The sequence below is a fragment of the Enterovirga rhinocerotis genome (assembly GCF_004363955.1).
GTDB lineage: Bacteria > Pseudomonadota > Alphaproteobacteria > Rhizobiales > Beijerinckiaceae > Enterovirga > Enterovirga rhinocerotis.
Genome location: NZ_SNZR01000011.1, coordinates 1,778,208 through 1,794,894, shown reverse-complemented (window position 1 = coordinate 1,794,894; position 16,687 = coordinate 1,778,208). Strand labels below are relative to the sequence as shown.

The following is a 16,687-nucleotide window of genomic DNA, read 5'->3' as shown; positions in this document are numbered from 1 at the left end:
GGCGAAAGCCGGGATCCGAACCGCTGAGGCCGTGATCCCTCCCCGGAGGGGAGGGCCGAGCCGAAGCGGAGCTTCGAGCCGGGGTGGTGGGGACATCCCGGCCGTGGCGGCACCCCACCCCGGTCGGCTGGCGCCGACTCGCCCCTCCTCAACGGAGGGATCGCGGCCATAAGGGCGGAGAGCGACCTCTTGCGCGGTTGGGGCGCTTCAGCCCCGCTTCAGCTGCTCCGCCACGCGCGGGGCGAAATAGGTGAAGACGCCGTCGGCACCGGCGCGCTTGAAGGCGATCAGGCTCTCGAGCATCGCCTTCTCGCCGTCGATCCAGCCGTTGAGGGCCGCAGCCTGGATCATCGCGTATTCGCCCGACACCTGGTAGGCGAAGGTCGGGACGTCGAAGCTGTCCTTCACCCGGCGGATGACGTCGAGATAGGGCAGGCCGGGCTTCACCATGACCATGTCGGCGCCTTCGTCCAGATCGAGAGCAACCTCGCGGATCGCCTCGGAATCGTTCGAGGAATCCATCTGGTAGGTGCGCTTGTCGCCGATCAGCGTCGTGCCGAGCGCGTCGCGGAACGGGCCGTAGAAGGCCGAGGCGTATTTCGCCGCGTAGGACATGATCTGCACGTCCAGGAACCCGGCCTTGTCGAGACCTTCCCGGATCGCCGCGACCCGCCCGTCCATCATGTCGGAGGGAGCGATGATGTCGGCCCCGGCCTCCGCCTGGATCAGCGCCTGCTCGACCAGCACCGCCACGGTCTCGTCGTTGAGGATGCGCCCGTCCTCGGTGAGAAGGCCGTCATGGCCATGGCTCGTATAGGGGTCGAGCGCGACATCCGTGATGAGGCCGATGCCGGGCACCGCCTGTTTCACGGCCCGCACGGCGCGGCAGACGAGGTTCTGCGCGTTGAGCGCTTCCGAGCCGCGCGCGTCCCGAAGGGCATGGTCCGTATAGGGGAAGAGGCCGAGGGCGGGGATGCCGAGGGCCGCCGCCCGCTCGGCCTCGCGCACGATCTCGTCGATGCCCAGACGCTCGACGCCGGGCATCGAGCCGATTTCGTCCCGCCGCGAGTCGCCCTCGACGATGAAGAGCGGCCAGATCAGGTCATCGGTCGTCAGGACATGCTCGCGCACGAGCCGACGCGACCATTCCGCCTTCCGGTTCCGGCGCGGTCGGTTGCGCAGCGAGAGGGCCGAAACGGTCTCGGCCGCATCCCGCGCGATCTCGCGGGCGGCGGGTCGGGCGAAAGGCGTAATCCTGGCTGACATCTTCTTTTCCGTATGACGGCAGAGCCGTAGCACATTCGAACCGGTCCAAAATAGTCGCGATCGTCGCAGAACGGATTTGACGCCTCGGTATCCCTGCGGTCTAACCCCCGACCCATGAGCGATGCCGAGATCGTGTGCGAGCGGCGCGGAAGCGTCGGCGCCATCCTTCTGAACCGCCCGAAGGCGCTGAATGCGCTGACCCTCGGGATGGTGCGGGAGATGGCGCGAGCCCTCGATGCCTGGGAAGGCGACCCCGGAATCACCCGCATCGTGGTGACGGGGGCAGGGGATCGCGCCTTCTGCGCGGGCGGAGACATCCGCAAGCTCTACGAGGCCGGCCGGGCGGGCGACATCACGCCCTCGCTCACGTTCTGGCGCGAGGAATACATCCTCAACGTGCGGATCAGGAGCTATCCCAAGCCGTATATCTCCCTGATCGACGGGATCGTGATGGGGGGCGGCGTCGGAGTTTCTCTGCACGGCAGCCACCGCGTCGCCGGCGACCGCTACAGCTTCGCGATGCCCGAGGTCGGCATCGGCTTCTTTCCCGATGTCGGCGGCATGTACGCTCTCGCCCGGTTGCCGGGCGAGATGGGCACCTATCTCGCCCTGACCGGCGCGAGGATCGGCCCGGACGACGCCGCGGCTTTGGGCCTTGCGACCCATCGCGTGCCGTCGGAGCGGATGGCGGCTCTGGAGGAGGCGCTCGTCGCGGGCGAGCCGGTCGACGGCGTGCTCGCCGCCTCATCCCGGCCGGTCGCCGATGCGCCGCTTCTCGCGCATAGCGACGTGATCGCGCGCTGCTTCGGCGCGTCGTCCCCGCTCGCCATCCTCGCCGCGCTCGATGCGGACGGGTCGGACTTCGCGGCCGAGACCGCGGCGACGATCCGCAAGAAGGCGCCGTCCAGCGTCGCCATCGCCTTCGAGCAGATCCGGCGCGCGCCGGCCATGAGCTTCGAGGACACGATGGCGGCGGAATACCGGATCGTCTCGCGCATCGCCGAGGGCCACGACTTCTACGAAGGGGTCCGCGCCACCATCATCGACAAGGACGGCGCGCCCCGATGGCAGCCGGCGCGGCTCGAGGATCTCGACCCGGGCTTCGCTGCGTCCCATTTCGAGCCGCTGCCCGGACGTGAGTTGAGGGACCCGGTGTGATCGGTCTCCTTCGGCGGGGATCTGCCGCCCAGGGCGAGCGGCCCGACGACATCATCGTCGATCTTCCGGACGAGGAGCGTCCGCGCTGGAACCGGATCCTCGTCTGGTTCATGCGGGGCCTGTCGCTGGCCTGGCTGGTCAAGGGCCTCGCCGCCTGGGGGATGATCCTCGGGGTCAAGACCGGCTTCGCGCCCTTCGAGGGCAGTTCGACCGGCTACCAGGCCTGCATCGTCTATTTCGCCGTGATCGACATCGTGGCGGCGATCGGCTTGTGGCTGACCTCGACCTGGGGCGGTGTTCTCTGGCTCCTCGCCGTGATGAGCCATCTGATCATCGCCGTGTTCTTTCCGCGCTTCGTGTCGGACAGCACGTTACTGATCGCCCTCTTCATTGTGGCTATCATGATGTATCTGACGATATCTTGGCTCGCCTCGGTGGAGGAGTGAATCCATTACATTGCGTAAACCGATCGGAAAGGTTGATCGTCGCTAATTTTAGCTCTTGTTTACGTCAATGGGTAAAGCCCCGATTCATCCTGTTACTTAAAGTGGTCTTCATTCGGTCGACCTAAATTGGCCTCATAAGCGGACCGGTTCAGCCAGGTTCGCGACGAAGATGAGGCATCCGATGAGCAACGCAGCCAAGAAGGTCGAGGTCGCCAACGACGTGCAGGAGGCGGGAGTCCGCCCCACCTATCTCGAGGCCCTGCACCTCGTGGAGCGCCTGCACCGTCGCCTGCTCGACGTGATCAAGGACGAGTTCGAGCGCCGCGGCCGCGACGACGTCAACAGCGTCCAGGCGCTCCTGCTCTACAATATCGGCGACAAGGAGCTGACCGCCAGCGAGCTGCGCACCCGCGGCTACTATCTCGGCTCGAACGTCTCCTACAACGTCAAGAAGCTGGTCGAGATGGGCTATCTCCACCACGCCCGCTCGCGCATCGACCGGCGCTCGGTGCGGATCAGCCTGACCGACAAGGGCAAGCAGGTTCACGACATCGTCTCCGGCCTCTACGACAAGCACGCCAGGACGATCGAGCCCATCGGCGGCATCTCGACCGACGATTTCCAGCGCCTGAACCAGTCCCTGGTGCGCCTCGAGCGCTTCTGGACCGACCAGATCCGCTACCGGCTCTGACGCCCCGTTTGACGCACACGCCGTCATGGCCGGGCCTGTCCCGGCCATCCACGACACGGCCGTCGCCCGCGAGCCCTCGACGCTCAGGCAGGGACACCGCGTGGATGGCCGGGACAGGCCCGGCCATGACGGCTGTGAGGAGCCGGTCGCGGAGCGGGCGGCGTCTCGAAGCACGCATCGGCAGCTCCGCCGGGCGCCCGCCTCCGCTTGCCGCCGCCGCCCCGTCGTGCTTGGTGAGTCCGTGTCCGGTGCCCCGCGAGGGGTGAAACGGGAATGCGGGACGGGCTCGACGGAGGGCTCATGCCGCGGCTGCCCCCGCAACTGTAGGCGGAGAGCCTCGCCCAAACGTCACTGGTCAAGGGTTCCATCCCGACCGGGAAGACGGGCGAGGCGTCGATCCGCGAGCCAGGAGACCGGCCGGACATCGGGGTCCCACGACCTCTCCGAAGACGATTCCGGCGGCGGGCCGGGAGGGGAATGTCCATGTCCGGCGCCTCAGCGCCCCTCGTCACGACTCTCGTTCTCGGCGGCGCCCGCTCGGGCAAGTCGGCTCATGCCGAACGGCTCGTGCGCGACAGCGGGCTCGCGCCCTTCTACCTCGCGACGGCCGAGGCCGGCGATGCGGAGATGGGGGAGCGCATCGCGCTGCACCGGGCGCGGCGCGGACCCGGCTGGACGACGCGCGAGGAGCCGCTCGCCCTCGCCGAGGCGCTGAGCGCCGAGGCTCGGGAGGGCAGGGCGGTCCTCGTCGATTGCCTGACGCTGTGGCTGTCGAACCTTGTCTTCGCCGAGCGCGACCTCGACGCCGAGACGGAGCGCCTGTGCACGGCGCTCGGCCGGCTTCCCGCTCCCGTCGTGCTCGTCTCGAACGAGGTCGGGATGGGGCTCGTGCCCGAAACGCCGCTCGGCCGGCGCTTCCGCGATGCGCAGGGCCGGCTGAACCAGGCCGTCGCTGCGGCGGTTCCCGCGGTCGTCTTCGTGGCCGCCGGCCTGCCGCTGCGGCTCAAGGGCGATCCTGCGGCGGCCGTCTGATGCATATCCAGTTCGCCCCCGCCGAAGGCTTGGATGACGGCTCGGCCGCGCGCGACCTGAACCAGGACCCGGCCGAGATCGTCATCCTCTCCGCGGCCGATACGGAGCTCGCGGCCCTCGGCCGGGCGGCGGAGCAGCAGCCGGAGGGCGCGCCCTCGGTGGCGCTGACGAACTTCCTCGCCCTCCGCCATCCCCTCTCGGTCGATCTCTACGTCGAGCGGACGCTGGCGCAGGCGCGGGTCGTCGTCCTGCGGCTCCTCGGCGGCGAGAGCTACTGGCCCTATGGCATCGAACAGCTCCGCCGCGCGGCGTTGCAGCGGGGCATGTCCCTGTACTGCGTGCCGGGCGATACGCGCTGGGACGCCGATTTCGCGGCGCGCGGCACGGCCGGAGAGGCCGAGACCCGCGTGCTCTGGCGCTATCTCGCCGAGGGCGGGGCGGAGAACGTCGCGGGCGCGCTCGCCTTCCTCGCCCATGCGCTGGGGCGAGGGGAGGCGCCGCCTCCGCCGCGGCCCGTCCCGTCGGCGGGGCTCTGGCCCTCGGTCGTCCCACCGGACGGGCGGCCCCGGGCGGCGATCCTGTTCTACCGGGCGCTCGTCCAGGGCGGGATGACCGAGCCGATCGAGGCCCTGCGCGATGCGCTCGAGGATCGCGGCATCGCCGCCCAGCCGATCTACGTGACGAGCCTCAAGGACGAAGCCTCCGCCGCCCTCGTCGCGACGACCTTCGCGGCCGCACCGCCCGACATCATCCTCAACGCTACCGCCTTCGCGGTGGGCGTGGCGGGCCTAACCCTCCCCCCGCGGAGCGGTGGGGAGGGCGAGCCGGAGCGAAGCGGAGGACCGGGGTGGGGGGTGTCGACGCGAAGACTCGACTGTCGGGAAGGCGGACAGCCCCCCCACCCGGCTCGGCCTTCGGCCGAGTCCGCCCTCCCCTCAGCAAGCGGGGGGAGGGTTGGTGCGGGCCGACCGGCTTTCTCCCTCCCGAACGCCGATTGCCCGGTCCTGCAAGTCTCCCTCGCCTCGACGAGCGAAGCGGCGTGGCGGGCGTCGCCGCGCGGGCTGACGCCGCGCGATCTCGCCATCCACGTCGTCCTGCCGGAGGTGGACGGGCGCATCTTCGCGGGCGCCGTCGCCTTCAAGGAGGGCGAGGCCGGAGGCCCTGTCGTCAGCCGCTCGGTGCCGGATCGGATCGCGGCCGCCGCCGATCTCGCCGCCGCCTGGGTGAGGCTGCGGCGCGCGGCTCCGGGCGATCGCCGCGTCGCGCTCGTCCTTGCGAATTATCCGAACCGCGACGGACGCCTCGCCAACGGTGTCGGGCTCGACACGCCCGAGAGCACGGCGATGCTGCTCGCGGCCCTGCGTGAGGAGGGCTACCGGCTCGACGCGGCGCCCGAGACCTCGGCCGACCTGATGGCGCTCCTGACGAGCGGTCCGACCAACGACCTCGCCCGCCGCCGCTCCGGGCGGATCGGACGAGGCGCGGGCGTGCGCTGGCCGCTCGACGCCTATCGCGCCGCCTATGCGATGCTGCCCGAGGAGACGCGGGCGGCCGTCGAGGCGCGCTGGGGCGAGCCGGAGGACGATCCGCATGTCGAGGCCGGAGCCTTCCGGCTCGGCCTGCACCGCTTCGGCCATGTCGTGATCGGCATCCAGCCGGCGCGGGGCTACAACATCGACCCGAAGGAGACCTATCACGCGCCGGATCTCGCGCCGCCGCACCATTACCTCGCCTTCTATCTCTGGCTCCGGCGCGGTTTCGATGCGCATGCGGCGGTCCATCTCGGCAAGCACGGCAACCTCGAATGGCTGCCGGGGAAGTCGGCGGGGCTCACGGCGGCCTGTTTCCCCCAGGCGCTGCTCGGGCCGCTGCCGAACCTCTACCCCTTCATCGTCAACGATCCCGGCGAGGGGATGCAGGCGAAGCGGCGGATCGCGGCGGTCGTCGTCGACCACCTGACGCCGCCGCTGGCGCGGGCCGAGCTCCACGGCGACCTCTCGCGCCTCGAGGCGCTCGTCGACGAATACGCGACGGCGGCCGATCTCGATCCGAAGCGGGCAGATGCCCTGACCTCCGACATCCTCGCGTTCTCGAGCACGATGCGCCTCGATGCCGATCTCGATCTGGCCTCCGACACGTCGCCCGACGAGACGCTCCGGCGCATCGACGCGCATCTGTGCGACCTCAAGGAGATGCAGATCCGCGACGGGCTGCATATCCTCGGCCGCGCGCCGGAGGCGGGGGCGCTGGATGCGCTGCTCGTCGCGATCGCACGCCTGCCGCGTTCGGACCTCCGCCCCGAGGACGCCTCCCTCCACCGCGCCCTCGCCGAGGATCTCGGCCTCGGCTTCGACCCCCTGACGCGAGACCTCGCGGCGGCCTATGCGGGGCCGAAGCCGGAGGTGTTGACCCGGGTCGGAGCGCGATCCTGTTCCCACCATCCTCATGCTGAGGTGGCCGCCGCAGGCGGCCCTCGAAGCACGCACACCCGTTCTGCGTCCTTCGAGGCCTCGCTCCGCGAGGCACCTCAGGATGAGGGCCGCGCAAGTGCACGGAGCGATCCCCCCTGGCGCATCGCGGGGGATACCGTCGAGCGCATCGAGGCGCTGGCCGAGGCCTTGGTGTGCGGCCGCGCCACGCCCGATCCGGCCTGGACCCGCACGCTGCCGGTGCTGCGCTGGATCGCGGAGGAGCTCCGCCCCGCCATCGCCGCGTCCGGCGAGGCGGAGATCGGCGCGTGCCTCGCGGGGCTCGACGGGCATTTCGTGCCGCCGGGGCCGTCCGGAGCCCCGACGCGCGGGAGGCCGGACGTGCTGCCGACCGGCCGCAACTTCTTCGCCGTCGACAGCCGGGCGGTTCCGACCGAGGCGGCCTGGCGGACGGGACGCGCGGCCGCCGAGGAACTCGTGCTGCGCTACGTGCAGGAGGAGGGCGACTGGCCCCGCGCCATCGCGCTCTCGCTCTGGGGGACGGCGAATATGCGCACGGGCGGCGACGACGTCGCCCAGGCGCTCGCCCTTCTCGGCGCGCGGCCTGTCTGGGAGCCGGGCTCCGGCCGGGTGACGGGTTTCCGGATCATGGACCTCATGGAACTCAAGCGCCCGCGCGTCGACGTCACGCTCCGCGTTTCCGGCCTCTTCCGCGACGCCTTCCCGGTCCAGATGGACCTCGTCGATTCCGCGGTGCGCGCCATCGCCGCGCTCGACGAGCCGGACGACCAGAACCCGCTCGCCGCCCGCGTGCGGGCCGAGAGCGAGGCGGCGGGAGGGAGCGAGGAGGCGCGCCGCCGCGCCTCGACGCGGATCTTCGGCTCGATGCCCGGCGCGTACGGGGCCGGGCTCCAGGCGCCGATCGACGAGGGCGGCTGGCAGAGCCGCGACGACCTCGCCGGTGCCTATCTCGCCTGGAGCGGCTTCGCCTATGGCGGCGGGCGCGAGGGCGAGGCCGACGATGCGGGCTTCCGGGATCGGCTCGCCGGCATCGATGCCGTCGTGCAGGCGCAGGACAACCGCGAGCACGACATCCTCGATTCCGACGACTACTACCAGTTCATGGGCGGCCTCGCGGCGGCCGTGGAGACGGTGTCCGGGCGGGCGCCGCCCGTCTTCCATCTCGACACCTCGCGGCCCGAGGCGCCCCTGGCCCGCACCCTGTCGGAGGAAATCGCCCGCGTCGTGCGCGGCCGGGCGGCGAACCCGAAATGGATCGCCGGCGTGATGCGCCATGGCTACAAGGGCGCCTTCGAGATCGCCGGGACCGTCGATTATCTCTTCGGCTTCGCCGCGACGACCGATGCGGTGAAATCGCACCATTTCGACCAGCTCTTCGCGGCCTATCTCGAGGACGAGGCGGTGCGCTCCTTCATGGAGGAGGCGAACCCCGCGGCCCTGCGCGAGACGGCGGCGCGGTTCGAGGAGGCCCTTCGCCGTGGCCTGTGGCAGCCGCGCTCGAACCGGGCCGGGGCGCTGCTGGCGGGACTGACCTCCGATGCAGCCTGACCGCTCAGGACCTCAGGCGTTTCTTCAGGCGGATGACGGCTTCGCCCTGAAGATCGCTCGGCGGGGCGTCGGCGGCGGCGATGCGCCGGAGCATGCCGACGAGGTCGTCGCGCTCGCGGGCGTCGAGGCTCTTGCGGAACAGGGGCAGAAGCTCGTCGGCGAAGATCGAGAAGGGGCGGCCGGGCTCGGTATAGCCCCAGGCCTTCTCGAAGGTCGCGGCCGGATCCGGCAGGCCGAGCTTCGTCTCCATCACGTCGAGGATCTCGGTCTTCTCCTCCGCGCTCATCGCGCCCTCGGCGCGCACGAGCTGGATCATCAGGATCGCCGCGGCGAGGCGCGGGTCGTTGATCCGCCGCAGGGCGCCGCCGGCGAAATCCTGCACCGCATGCCGGATGCGCCGGCGCAGTCCCTTCGTGTCCCGGTCGAGGTCGCGCACGGCCGTGACGGCGCTGTGGGCGCGAAGCACCCAGATCAGAATGCCGCCGACGATCGCCAGAACGCCGATGATGACGACCATCAGGTCTCCTCTGTCATCTGCCTTCGGCCCGGGATCGTCGGGCCGCGAGCGCTCTTATCACCCGAGAACGAGGCCGCCGAGAGGGCGTGCAGAAAGGTTCGTCCATGACCGTCGAGACCGAAGCCGAGGCCAATGCCCGCCATGCCGAGAAGATGAAGAAGCACAAGGCGAGCAAGGAGAAGCTGCTCGCCGGCAAGAGCGCGGACAAGGGCCTGCTCATCGTCCATACCGGCGCGGGCAAGGGCAAGACCTCGGCGGCCCTCGGCATGGTGATGCGCCACATCGCCTATGACTGGCCGGTCGGCATCGTCCAGTTCATCAAGGCGCCGAGCTGGGAGACGGGCGAGGCGAAGCTGCTCGGCCGCTTCCCCGATCTCGTCACGCTCCACGTCATGGGAGAGGGCTTCACCTGGGATACGCAGGATCGCGCCCGCGACATGGCCGTCGCCCGCAGCGCCTGGGAACGCGCCAAGGAGCTGATCCGGGACGAGCGCCACCGGCTCGTCCTCCTCGACGAGCTGAACATCGTCCTGCGCTACGACTACCTGCCGGTCGAGGAGGTCGTCGCCTTCCTCCGCGACGAGAAGCCGGCGGACAAGCACGTGATCGTCACCGGCCGCAACGCCAAGCCGGAGCTGATCGAGATCGCCGATCTCGTGACCGAGATGACTCTCGTGAAGCATCCCTTCCGCCAGGGCATCAAGGCGCAGAAGGGCATCGAGTATTGAGGAACGAACCCTAAGCTGGTCTTGTCCCGTATACGGCATTGCCGTATACGGTTGCGGCATGCACGGCGTGATCGAGACAGGCAGCTATCTCGCCGATGCGAGGGCGGCTGGTCTCGATGCCGATGAGATGGCCGCCATCGTCTCGATCATCGCGAGCGACCCGATGGCGGGCGATCTCATGGTCGGCACCGGCGGAGCCAGGAAGCTCAGGGTCGCGCGCCGAGGCAAAGGCAAATCCGGTGGCTATCGGATCGTGACCTATTTTGCGGCGGAGGATGTCCCCGTGTTCCTGCTGGCCCTCATCGACAAGGGCGAGCGCGCGAACCTGTCGAGCGCAGAACGTAATGAGCTGCGACGCATCCTGGTGACGCTCGCGGACGAGTATCGGGCGGGCCGAGCTGGGGCGACGCGGAGGAGAGGCGGACGATGACCAGTCTTGGAAAGCGCCTGATCGTCGCGGCGAAGGAAGCACGCAGTATCGCGCGTGGCGAGGCCGATCCGTCCAGCTATCGCGTGCATGTGCCTGCGACGGTCGACGTCGCGGGGATCCGCGCGGGGCTGAGGATGACCCAGACGCGGTTCGCAGAGGTTTTTGGGTTTTCGGCCGGCACGATCCGGGACTGGGAACAGGGACGGCGCCAGCCCGACACCGCTGCCCGGGCATATTTGAAGGTCATCGAGCGCGAGCCGGAGATCGTCCGGAAAGCCTTGGCGGATCAACAGACGCCGACGTCGTGAACGCGATGGGGTCGACCGGATCGCGGCGGGCATCCGTCCGCATCCCCGCCCTCATGATCCAGGGCACGGGTTCGAACACGGGCAAGTCGACGCTCGTCGCGGCCCTGTGCCGGGCCTTCGTGCGGCGCGGGCTCCGGGTCGCGCCGTTCAAGCCGCAGAACATGTCGAACAATGCCGCCGCGACCGATGACGGCGGCGAGATCGGGCGGGCTCAGGCCGTACAGGCGCGGGCCTGCCGCCTTGCGTCCTCCGTCCACATGAACCCGGTGCTGCTGAAGCCGGAGACGGAGACCGGCGCCCAGGTGATCGTGCAGGGGCGGCGCGCCTTCACGCTGCGGGCGCGCGACTACGGCTCGCGCAAGGCGCAGCTTCTGCCGGCGGTTATCGAGAGCTTCGCCAAGCTCGGCGAGGGCATGGACCTCGTCCTCGTCGAAGGCGCCGGCAGCCCGGCCGAGACCAACCTGCGGGCGGGCGACATCGCCAATATGGGTTTCGCCGAGGCGGCGGATGTGCCGGTCGTCCTCGTCGGCGATATCGACCGGGGCGGCGTCATCGCGAGCCTCGTCGGCACGCATGCCGTGCTGGAGGAGGCGGACCGGCGGCGCATCGCAGCCTTCGCGATCAACAAGTTCCGCGGCGACGCCTCGCTCTTCGAGCCCGGCGCGCGAGCCGTCGTCGAGCATACCGGCTGGCCCTGCCTCGGCATCCTGCCGTTCCTGCCGGCCGCTCTGCGGCTGCCGGCGGAGGACGCGCTCGATCTCTCGCGCCCCCCGGCGGCGGGGGAGGGAAGGCGCCTCAGGATCGTGGTGCCGATCCTCGCGCGGATCGCGAATTTCGACGATCTCGATCCGCTCCGGCAGGAACCGGGCGTCGACCTCGTCCTCGTCCCGCCGGGCCAGGCGCTGCCGGGCGATGCCGATCTCGTCGTCCTGCCCGGCTCGAAATCGACCATCGGCGATCTCGCGATCCTGCGCGCCCAGGGCTGGGACGTCGACATCGCCGCCCATCGCCGCCGGGGCGGCCATGTCCTCGGGCTTTGCGGCGGCTACCAGATGCTCGGGTGCAGCATCGCCGATCCCGAGGGGATCGAGGGGCCGCCCGGCACGGTGCCGGGCCTCGGCCTTCTCGAGGTCGAGACGGTGTTGACGCCCGACAAGGTGACGGCTCCGGCCCATGCCCGGCATCGCGCCTCGGGGCTCTCCGTCTCCGGCTACGAGATCCATCTCGGCCGGACGGACGGGCCGGATTGCACGCGGCCTCTCCTCGATATCGCCGAGGGGGCCGGCTGGCGGGCCGACGGCGCGGCGAGCCCCGACGGGCGCGTCCAGGGCTGCTACGTCCACGGCCTCTTCGCCTCGGATGGCTTCAGGGCGGCCTACCTCTCCGGGTTTCGGACAGCCTCGACACTCGCCTACGAGGCGGGGATCGAGGCGGCCCTGGACGAGCTCGCCGATGCGGTCGAGGGCCATCTCGACCTCGATGCGATGCTCGCGATCGCGCGCGGGCGTTGAGCTCGGCTGCCGCCGTGATATATATCACTGGTATCGAGCAGCGAGGCGAGCTCAAGCCATGACGACGGCGAAGGTGTTCTGGACCGGCCGTTCGCAGGCCGTGCGACTTCCGAAGGAATTCCGGTTCGACGGCGACGTCGTGTTGATCCGCAAGGAGGGGAGCCGCGTGATCCTTGAGCCGGTCGCGAAGGATTGGGCTTGGCTGGACGCCATCCAGGGTCCGTTGGACGAGGACTTCGTCCGGGCCACGGAAGAGGACCTACCCCAGCAGGAGCGGCCCGAACTCGACGACCTCTTCAAGTGAGATACCTGTTCGATACGAACGCCGTCATCGCGCTCCTCAGGGGACATGAGCAGGTCGATCGTCTCGTCAGGGCCTGTACTCCCGACGACATCGTTCTGTCGGCCATCGTCGCGTACGAACTGCATTTCGGTGCCCGCAAGAGCGCGCGTTACGCGGAGAACGACCGGCGCGTCCGTGGCCTTGGTTTCACCGTGCTCGACTTCACCGAGGAGGACGCCCGGTGGGCGGGCGACGTGCGCGCGAAGCTCGAAGCGGCCGGGACGCCCATCGGACCTCACGACATCCTGATCGCCGGACAGGCCCTGCGGCGGGACCTCATCGTCGTCACCCGCAATATCCGCGAGTTCCAGCGCGTCGAGGGCCTCGCGGTCGAGGATTGGGAGACGTCATAGCGCCCATGCGAGGGCGGCGATCGCGATGCCCTGGAGCAGGCAGGCGCCGGCCATCACCCTCAATCCGCGTCCGATATCGGCGAGGCGCGCGTCGCGCCGGCCCTCGGGGCACAGGAACGGCGCCTCGACCGGCCCGGCCGCGTAAAGGCGCGGGCCGCTGAGGGCGAGGCCGAGGGCGGAGGCCATCGCCGCCTCGGGCCAGCCGGCATTCGGCGAGCGATGCGTGCCGGCGTCGCGCCAGGCGGTCCGGAGCGACCGGCCGACGGAGCCGCCGGCCAGGGGCGCCGCGAATGCGATCAGGAGCGCGGAGAGCCGGGCCGGGACGAGGTTGAGGAGATCGTCGAGGCGCGCCGAGGCCCAGCCGAAATCGCGGTGGCGCTGCGAGAGGTGGCCGATCATGGAATCGGCCGTGTTCACCGCCTTGTACGCGACCAGCCCCGGCAGCCCGCCGATCGCGAACCAGAAGGCCGGCGCCACGATGCCGTCTGAGAAGTTCTCGGCCGCCGATTCGATCGCCGCGCGCGAGATGCCGGCCTCGTCGAGCCGGCTCGTCTCCCGTCCGACGATCATAGAGACCGCCTGGCGGGCCGCTTCGAGACCCGGAGCGTCGCGGACCCGCGCGACGTGGTCGTAGAGGCTGCGCTGCGCGATCAGCAGGGAGGCCGCGAGGGCGACCCAGACGGGGCCGAAGGGGAGGGCGCGCAGAGCCGTTTCGATCAGCCATCCCGCCCCGATCGCCGTGCCGAGGAGCAGGGTGAGCCAGGCGATCCCCGCCGCCTTGCGCCGGCTCCGGCTCCAGTTTTCCCGGTTGAGCTTCGTGTCGCCGAGGGCGACGAGCCGTCCGAGCCAGACGACGGGATGCGGCAGCCGGCGCCAGACCGGGTCCGGATCGCCGATGACGGCATCCGCGATCAGCGCGCCGAGGAGCACCCACAAGGCGTCGGGTGCGCTCAGCATCGGTCCGCGCGGCTCTTGCGGCCGGAGGCCCGCCGCGCGATGCGGGGCTCATGAAACATGGCGGCGATCTGTTCGAGGCCAAGGCCCGTCACGGCGAGGGCGATCCGGCCTGGCTCGACCTCTCGACGGGTCTCAACCCGCATCCTTGGCCCGTGCCGGCGGCGCTGCGTCATGCCGGCTGGGAGCGGCTTCCGGGCAGCGCCGCGATGCGGGCGCTGCTCGACGCCGCCCGCGAGGCCTATCGCGTGCCGGAGGGAGCCGAGATCGTCGCGGCGCCCGGCACCCAGGCGCTGATCCAATGGCTCCCGCGCCTCGCCCCGCCGGGGGCCGTGTCCGTGCTCGGGCTGACCTATGCCGAGCACGCCGCCTCCTGGCGCGCGGCGGGGCGGGACGTGATCCCCGCCCCCGATCCCTCCCCTCCAGGGGAGGGCGAGTCGGCGCCAGCCGACCGGGGTGGGGTGCTGCCCGGCCGGGGATGTCCCCACCCCGGTTCGCTCCCGGAGCAAGTCCGGGAGCGACTCGACCCTCCCCTTCAGGGAGGGATCGGCGGCGCCTCCCCCACCCACCGCGTCGTGGTGAACCCGAACAATCCGGACGGCCGCATCCTCGGCCTTGCTGCTCTTGCCGCGATGGCGGAGGATTGCGCTCGGGCCGGCGGCTGGCTCGTCGTCGACGAGGCCTATGCCGATCTCGACCCCGCGATGACGGCGGCCTCCCTCGTGCCGGACCTGCCGGTGATCGTGCTGCGCTCCTTCGGGAAGTTCTACGGCCTTGCGGGGCTGCGCCTCGGCTTCGCGGTCGCGCAGCCGGCCGTCGCGGAGCGGCTTCGGGCGGCGCTCGGGGATTGGGCCGTATCCGGCCCGGCCCTCGCGGTCGGCGCGGCGGCCCTGGCCGACGAGGATTGGGCCGCCGCGATGCGGGTTCGGCTGGCGCAGGAGGCGGCCGGGCTCGATGCGGTGCTCGGCGAGGCCGGCCTCTCTCCCGGCGGCGGAACGGGCCTCTACCGGCTGGTGCGGCATCCCGAGGCGGCGGATCTGCACGAGCGTCTCGCGGCCGCACATGTCTGGTGCCGCCGCTTCGATTGGGCGCCCGATCTCCTGCGCTTCGGCCTGCCGCCGGACGAAGCCGGGTTCGCGCGCTTGCGCGAGGCTTTGCGGGAGGCCGCTCACGCCCAGGGCACCAGCACGGCCTCGTCGCGGAACCGGTCGCGATAGGCCTCGACGCCGAAGACGCGGCGGAGCGTTTCGGCGGAGAGCGCATCCTCCGGCTCGCCATCCGCCGCGATCCGGCCGCCATCCAGCACCAGCACCCGGTCGGCGAAGCGCGCGGCGAGGCCGAGATCGTGCGTGACGGCGACGACGATCGCCCCGGCTCGCGCCGCGCCGCGCAGGGCCTGCATGACGGCGATCTGATGGCCCGGATCGAGCGCGGCGGTCGGCTCGTCCGCCAGCACCAACGGCGCGCCGACCGCGAAGACGCGGGCGAGGGCGACGCGCGCCCGCTCGCCGCCGGACAGCGTCGTGACGGCCCTGTCGGCAAAGGCGAGCGTATCGGTGAGCCGCATCGCCTCCTCGACCGCCTCGGCGTCGCGGGGCGACAGGCGGGTCGGATCGCCCGCGCCGTGCGGGATGCGACCGAGGGCGACGATGTCGCGCGCCGGCAACGGCCAATGCGCCTCGTGCCCCTGGGGCAGATAGGCGACGCGGCGCGCGCGCTCGCGGGGCGCAAGCGCAGCGAGGTCGTCCTCGCCGAGCCGGATCCGTCCGGACGCCCGGACGAGGCCGGCGAGGCCGCGCAGGAGGGATGTCTTGCCGGCTCCGTTCGGGCCGACCAGCGCGAGGAAGCGGCCGGCGGGGCTCGCGAAGGAGACGCCCTCGACCACGCTCCGGCCGCCGAGCGCGACGCCGAGATCCTCGACCGCGAGGCTCACGGCAGGAGCCCCGCACCGAGGCGGCGGCGCTCGCGCAGGATCAGGTAGAGGAAGAACGGCACGCCGATCAGCGCCGTCAGGACGCCGACCTTGATGTCGGTCGTCGAGGGGATGATGCGGACGGCGATGTCGGCGGCCGTCAGCAGGCACGCGCCCGCGAGCGCGGCCGGCAGGAGAAGCCGGGCCGGATCGTAGCCGACGAGCGGTCGCACGAGATGGGGAGCGACGAGCCCGACGAAGCCGATCGTGCCCGCCACCGCGACGGCCCCGCCGATCCCCATGGCGACGCCCGCGATCACGGCGAGACGGAGCCGCGCGACGCGGATGCCGAGGCTCGCCGCCGCGTCCTCGCCGAGCGTCAGGGCGCGGAAGGCGTTCCGGTTCGCGAAGAGGATCACGGCACCGGCGGCGATGAAGGGCAGCGTCATCGCGACGTGGCGCATCGAGCGGTCCTCCAGCGAGCCGAGGAGCCAGAAGGCGATCTCGAGCGCGGCGAAGGGGTTCGGCGCGAGGTTCATCGCCAGCGCCGTCGCCGCCCCGGCGAGGCTCGAGATGGCGAGTCCGGCGAGGATGAGGAGCGTCAGCCCCGCATTGCGGCCCGCCACCGCGAGAAGGAGGAAGACGGAGACGAAGGCCCCCACCATCGCGGCGGCGGGCAACCACAGGGAGAGGGCGTCGGTGAGCCCGAGCGAGATCGTCGCGACGGCCCCGAAGGCCGCGGCCTGCGGGGCGCCGAAAAGCGATGGCGCGGCCAGCGGGTTGCGCAGCAGCCCCTGCATCGCCGCTCCCGACAGCCCCAGCATGGCGCCGATCGCGACCGACAGGATCGCGCGCGGCAGGCGGATCTCGGCGACGATGATGCGCGCGGTCTCGTCGCCCCGGCCGAACAGCGCTTGTGCGACCGTCCAGGGCGCGAGCCTCACCGGCCCGATCCCGAGCGAGACGAGGAACAACAGAGCGAGGAGCGCCGCGAAGGCGATGGGGACGACGAGCCGCGACCGGGAGGGGGCCATGCCGCC

Annotated in this window: 17 protein-coding genes and 1 riboswitch; of the genes, 12 read left to right on the top strand and 5 right to left on the bottom strand. The window is 71.1% G+C overall.

Features of this window, described 5'->3' with window-relative positions; translation table 11 throughout:
• Positions 1-207: 207 nt before the first annotated feature.
• A complete protein-coding gene (gene hemB, locus EV668_RS09235) occupies positions 208-1,266 on the bottom strand; it encodes a porphobilinogen synthase (RefSeq protein WP_133769458.1) in 1,059 nt (352 codons plus the stop codon).
• A 114-nt stretch (positions 1,267-1,380) separates the two neighbouring features.
• Here hemB and EV668_RS09230 point away from each other — a divergent pair, with 114 nt between their 5' ends.
• The 5 genes from EV668_RS09230 to EV668_RS09210 all read left to right on the top strand — a co-directional run bounded on the left by EV668_RS09230 (position 1,381) and on the right by EV668_RS09210 (position 8,591).
• Positions 1,381-2,424 (top strand): enoyl-CoA hydratase/isomerase family protein, encoded by a 1,044-nt coding sequence (locus tag EV668_RS09230; RefSeq protein ID WP_133769457.1) that lies wholly within the window; start codon positions 1,381-1,383, stop codon positions 2,422-2,424.
• The gene (locus EV668_RS09225; RefSeq protein ID WP_133769456.1) at positions 2,421-2,870 is read left to right on the top strand and encodes a DUF6163 family protein; all 450 of its coding nucleotides are present in this window, start codon (positions 2,421-2,423) and stop codon (positions 2,868-2,870) included. The genes EV668_RS09230 and EV668_RS09225 overlap by 4 nt, the downstream gene beginning before the upstream one ends.
• 181 nt (positions 2,871-3,051) lie before the next feature.
• The gene (ldtR, locus tag EV668_RS09220; protein WP_133769455.1) at positions 3,052-3,561 is read left to right on the top strand and encodes a transcriptional regulator LdtR; all 510 of its coding nucleotides are present in this window, start codon (positions 3,052-3,054) and stop codon (positions 3,559-3,561) included.
• A gap of 229 nt (positions 3,562-3,790) precedes the next feature.
• Positions 3,791-3,997, top strand: a riboswitch (cobalamin riboswitch).
• Positions 3,998-4,038: 41 nt separating this feature from the next.
• Entirely contained in the window at positions 4,039-4,593 is a 555-nt protein-coding gene (gene cobU, locus EV668_RS09215) for a bifunctional adenosylcobinamide kinase/adenosylcobinamide-phosphate guanylyltransferase (protein ID WP_425359600.1), read from the top strand.
• Complete coding sequence (locus tag EV668_RS09210) at positions 4,593-8,591, top strand: cobaltochelatase subunit CobN (RefSeq protein ID WP_245512962.1); 3,999 nt, start codon at positions 4,593-4,595, stop codon at positions 8,589-8,591. Before cobU ends, EV668_RS09210 begins: the two co-directional genes overlap by 1 nt.
• A 4-nt stretch (positions 8,592-8,595) precedes the next feature.
• On the opposite strand, the gene EV668_RS09205 is transcribed toward EV668_RS09210, so the two are convergent.
• A complete protein-coding gene (locus EV668_RS09205) occupies positions 8,596-9,108 on the bottom strand; it encodes a TerB family tellurite resistance protein (protein WP_133769453.1) in 513 nt (170 codons plus the stop codon).
• Between the two features lie 104 nt (positions 9,109-9,212).
• Here EV668_RS09205 and cobO point away from each other — a divergent pair, with 104 nt between their 5' ends.
• From cobO to EV668_RS09175, 6 genes are read left to right on the top strand one after another with little or no spacing between them, the layout of a single operon-like run.
• Entirely contained in the window at positions 9,213-9,836 is a 624-nt protein-coding gene (cobO, locus tag EV668_RS09200; RefSeq protein ID WP_133769452.1) for a cob(I)yrinic acid a,c-diamide adenosyltransferase, read from the top strand.
• Between the two features lie 58 nt (positions 9,837-9,894).
• A complete protein-coding gene (locus tag EV668_RS09195; RefSeq protein WP_133769451.1) occupies positions 9,895-10,266 on the top strand; it encodes a type II toxin-antitoxin system RelE/ParE family toxin in 372 nt (123 codons plus the stop codon).
• On the top strand, positions 10,263-10,574 hold the full coding sequence (locus tag EV668_RS09190) for a helix-turn-helix domain-containing protein (RefSeq protein WP_133769450.1): 312 nt from the start codon (positions 10,263-10,265) through the stop codon (positions 10,572-10,574). Before EV668_RS09195 ends, EV668_RS09190 begins: the two co-directional genes overlap by 4 nt.
• Positions 10,575-10,579: 5 nt before the next feature.
• A complete protein-coding gene (locus tag EV668_RS09185; RefSeq protein ID WP_133769449.1) occupies positions 10,580-12,085 on the top strand; it encodes a cobyric acid synthase in 1,506 nt (501 codons plus the stop codon).
• 58 nt (positions 12,086-12,143) lie between these two features.
• The gene (locus EV668_RS09180) at positions 12,144-12,389 is read left to right on the top strand and encodes an antitoxin (protein ID WP_133769448.1); all 246 of its coding nucleotides are present in this window, start codon (positions 12,144-12,146) and stop codon (positions 12,387-12,389) included.
• Positions 12,386-12,781 (top strand): type II toxin-antitoxin system VapC family toxin, encoded by a 396-nt coding sequence (locus EV668_RS09175; protein WP_133769447.1) that lies wholly within the window; start codon positions 12,386-12,388, stop codon positions 12,779-12,781. The genes EV668_RS09180 and EV668_RS09175 overlap by 4 nt, the downstream gene beginning before the upstream one ends.
• Here the strand turns inward: EV668_RS09175 and cbiB are convergent.
• The gene (gene cbiB, locus EV668_RS09170; RefSeq protein WP_133769446.1) at positions 12,776-13,738 is read right to left on the bottom strand and encodes an adenosylcobinamide-phosphate synthase CbiB; all 963 of its coding nucleotides are present in this window, start codon (positions 13,736-13,738) and stop codon (positions 12,776-12,778) included. The genes EV668_RS09175 and cbiB overlap by 6 nt on opposite strands.
• Here cbiB and cobD point away from each other — a divergent pair.
• Entirely contained in the window at positions 13,726-14,952 is a 1,227-nt protein-coding gene (gene cobD, locus EV668_RS09165) for a threonine-phosphate decarboxylase CobD (protein WP_425359599.1), read from the top strand. The two genes, cbiB and cobD, sit on opposite strands and share 13 nt — an antisense overlap.
• Here cobD and EV668_RS09160 read toward each other — a convergent pair.
• Together EV668_RS09160 and EV668_RS09155 are read right to left on the bottom strand one after the other, a co-directional pair.
• A complete protein-coding gene (locus EV668_RS09160) occupies positions 14,904-15,668 on the bottom strand; it encodes an ABC transporter ATP-binding protein (protein WP_133769445.1) in 765 nt (254 codons plus the stop codon). The genes cobD and EV668_RS09160 overlap by 49 nt on opposite strands.
• On the bottom strand, positions 15,665-16,681 hold the full coding sequence (locus EV668_RS09155; RefSeq protein WP_133769444.1) for a FecCD family ABC transporter permease: 1,017 nt from the start codon (positions 16,679-16,681) through the stop codon (positions 15,665-15,667). The genes EV668_RS09160 and EV668_RS09155 overlap by 4 nt, the downstream gene beginning before the upstream one ends.
• Between the last annotated feature and the right edge of the window lie 6 nt (positions 16,682-16,687).

Bases quoted from the DNA above. Each gene is read 5' to 3' on its own strand.
- cobO (WP_133769452.1), top strand. From the start codon at position 9,213: ATGACCGTCGAGACCGAAGCCGAGGCCAATGCCCGCCATGCCGAGAAG.
- EV668_RS09180 (WP_133769448.1), top strand. From the start codon at position 12,144: ATGACGACGGCGAAGGTGTTCTGGACCGGCCGTTCGCAGGCCGTGCGA.
- ldtR (WP_133769455.1), top strand. From the start codon at position 3,052: ATGAGCAACGCAGCCAAGAAGGTCGAGGTCGCCAACGACGTGCAGGAG.
- EV668_RS09195 (WP_133769451.1), top strand. From the start codon at position 9,895: ATGCACGGCGTGATCGAGACAGGCAGCTATCTCGCCGATGCGAGGGCG.
- hemB (WP_133769458.1), bottom strand. From the start codon at position 1,266: ATGTCAGCCAGGATTACGCCTTTCGCCCGACCCGCCGCCCGCGAGATC.
- EV668_RS09205 (WP_133769453.1), bottom strand. From the start codon at position 9,108: ATGGTCGTCATCATCGGCGTTCTGGCGATCGTCGGCGGCATTCTGATC.
- EV668_RS09155 (WP_133769444.1), bottom strand. From the start codon at position 16,681: ATGGCCCCCTCCCGGTCGCGGCTCGTCGTCCCCATCGCCTTCGCGGCG.
- EV668_RS09210 (WP_245512962.1), top strand. From the start codon at position 4,593: ATGCATATCCAGTTCGCCCCCGCCGAAGGCTTGGATGACGGCTCGGCC.
- cbiB (WP_133769446.1), bottom strand. From the start codon at position 13,738: ATGCTGAGCGCACCCGACGCCTTGTGGGTGCTCCTCGGCGCGCTGATC.
- EV668_RS09185 (WP_133769449.1), top strand. From the start codon at position 10,580: ATGGGGTCGACCGGATCGCGGCGGGCATCCGTCCGCATCCCCGCCCTC.
- cobU (WP_425359600.1), top strand. From the start codon at position 4,039: ATGTCCATGTCCGGCGCCTCAGCGCCCCTCGTCACGACTCTCGTTCTC.
- EV668_RS09190 (WP_133769450.1), top strand. From the start codon at position 10,263: ATGACCAGTCTTGGAAAGCGCCTGATCGTCGCGGCGAAGGAAGCACGC.
- EV668_RS09230 (WP_133769457.1), top strand. From the start codon at position 1,381: ATGAGCGATGCCGAGATCGTGTGCGAGCGGCGCGGAAGCGTCGGCGCC.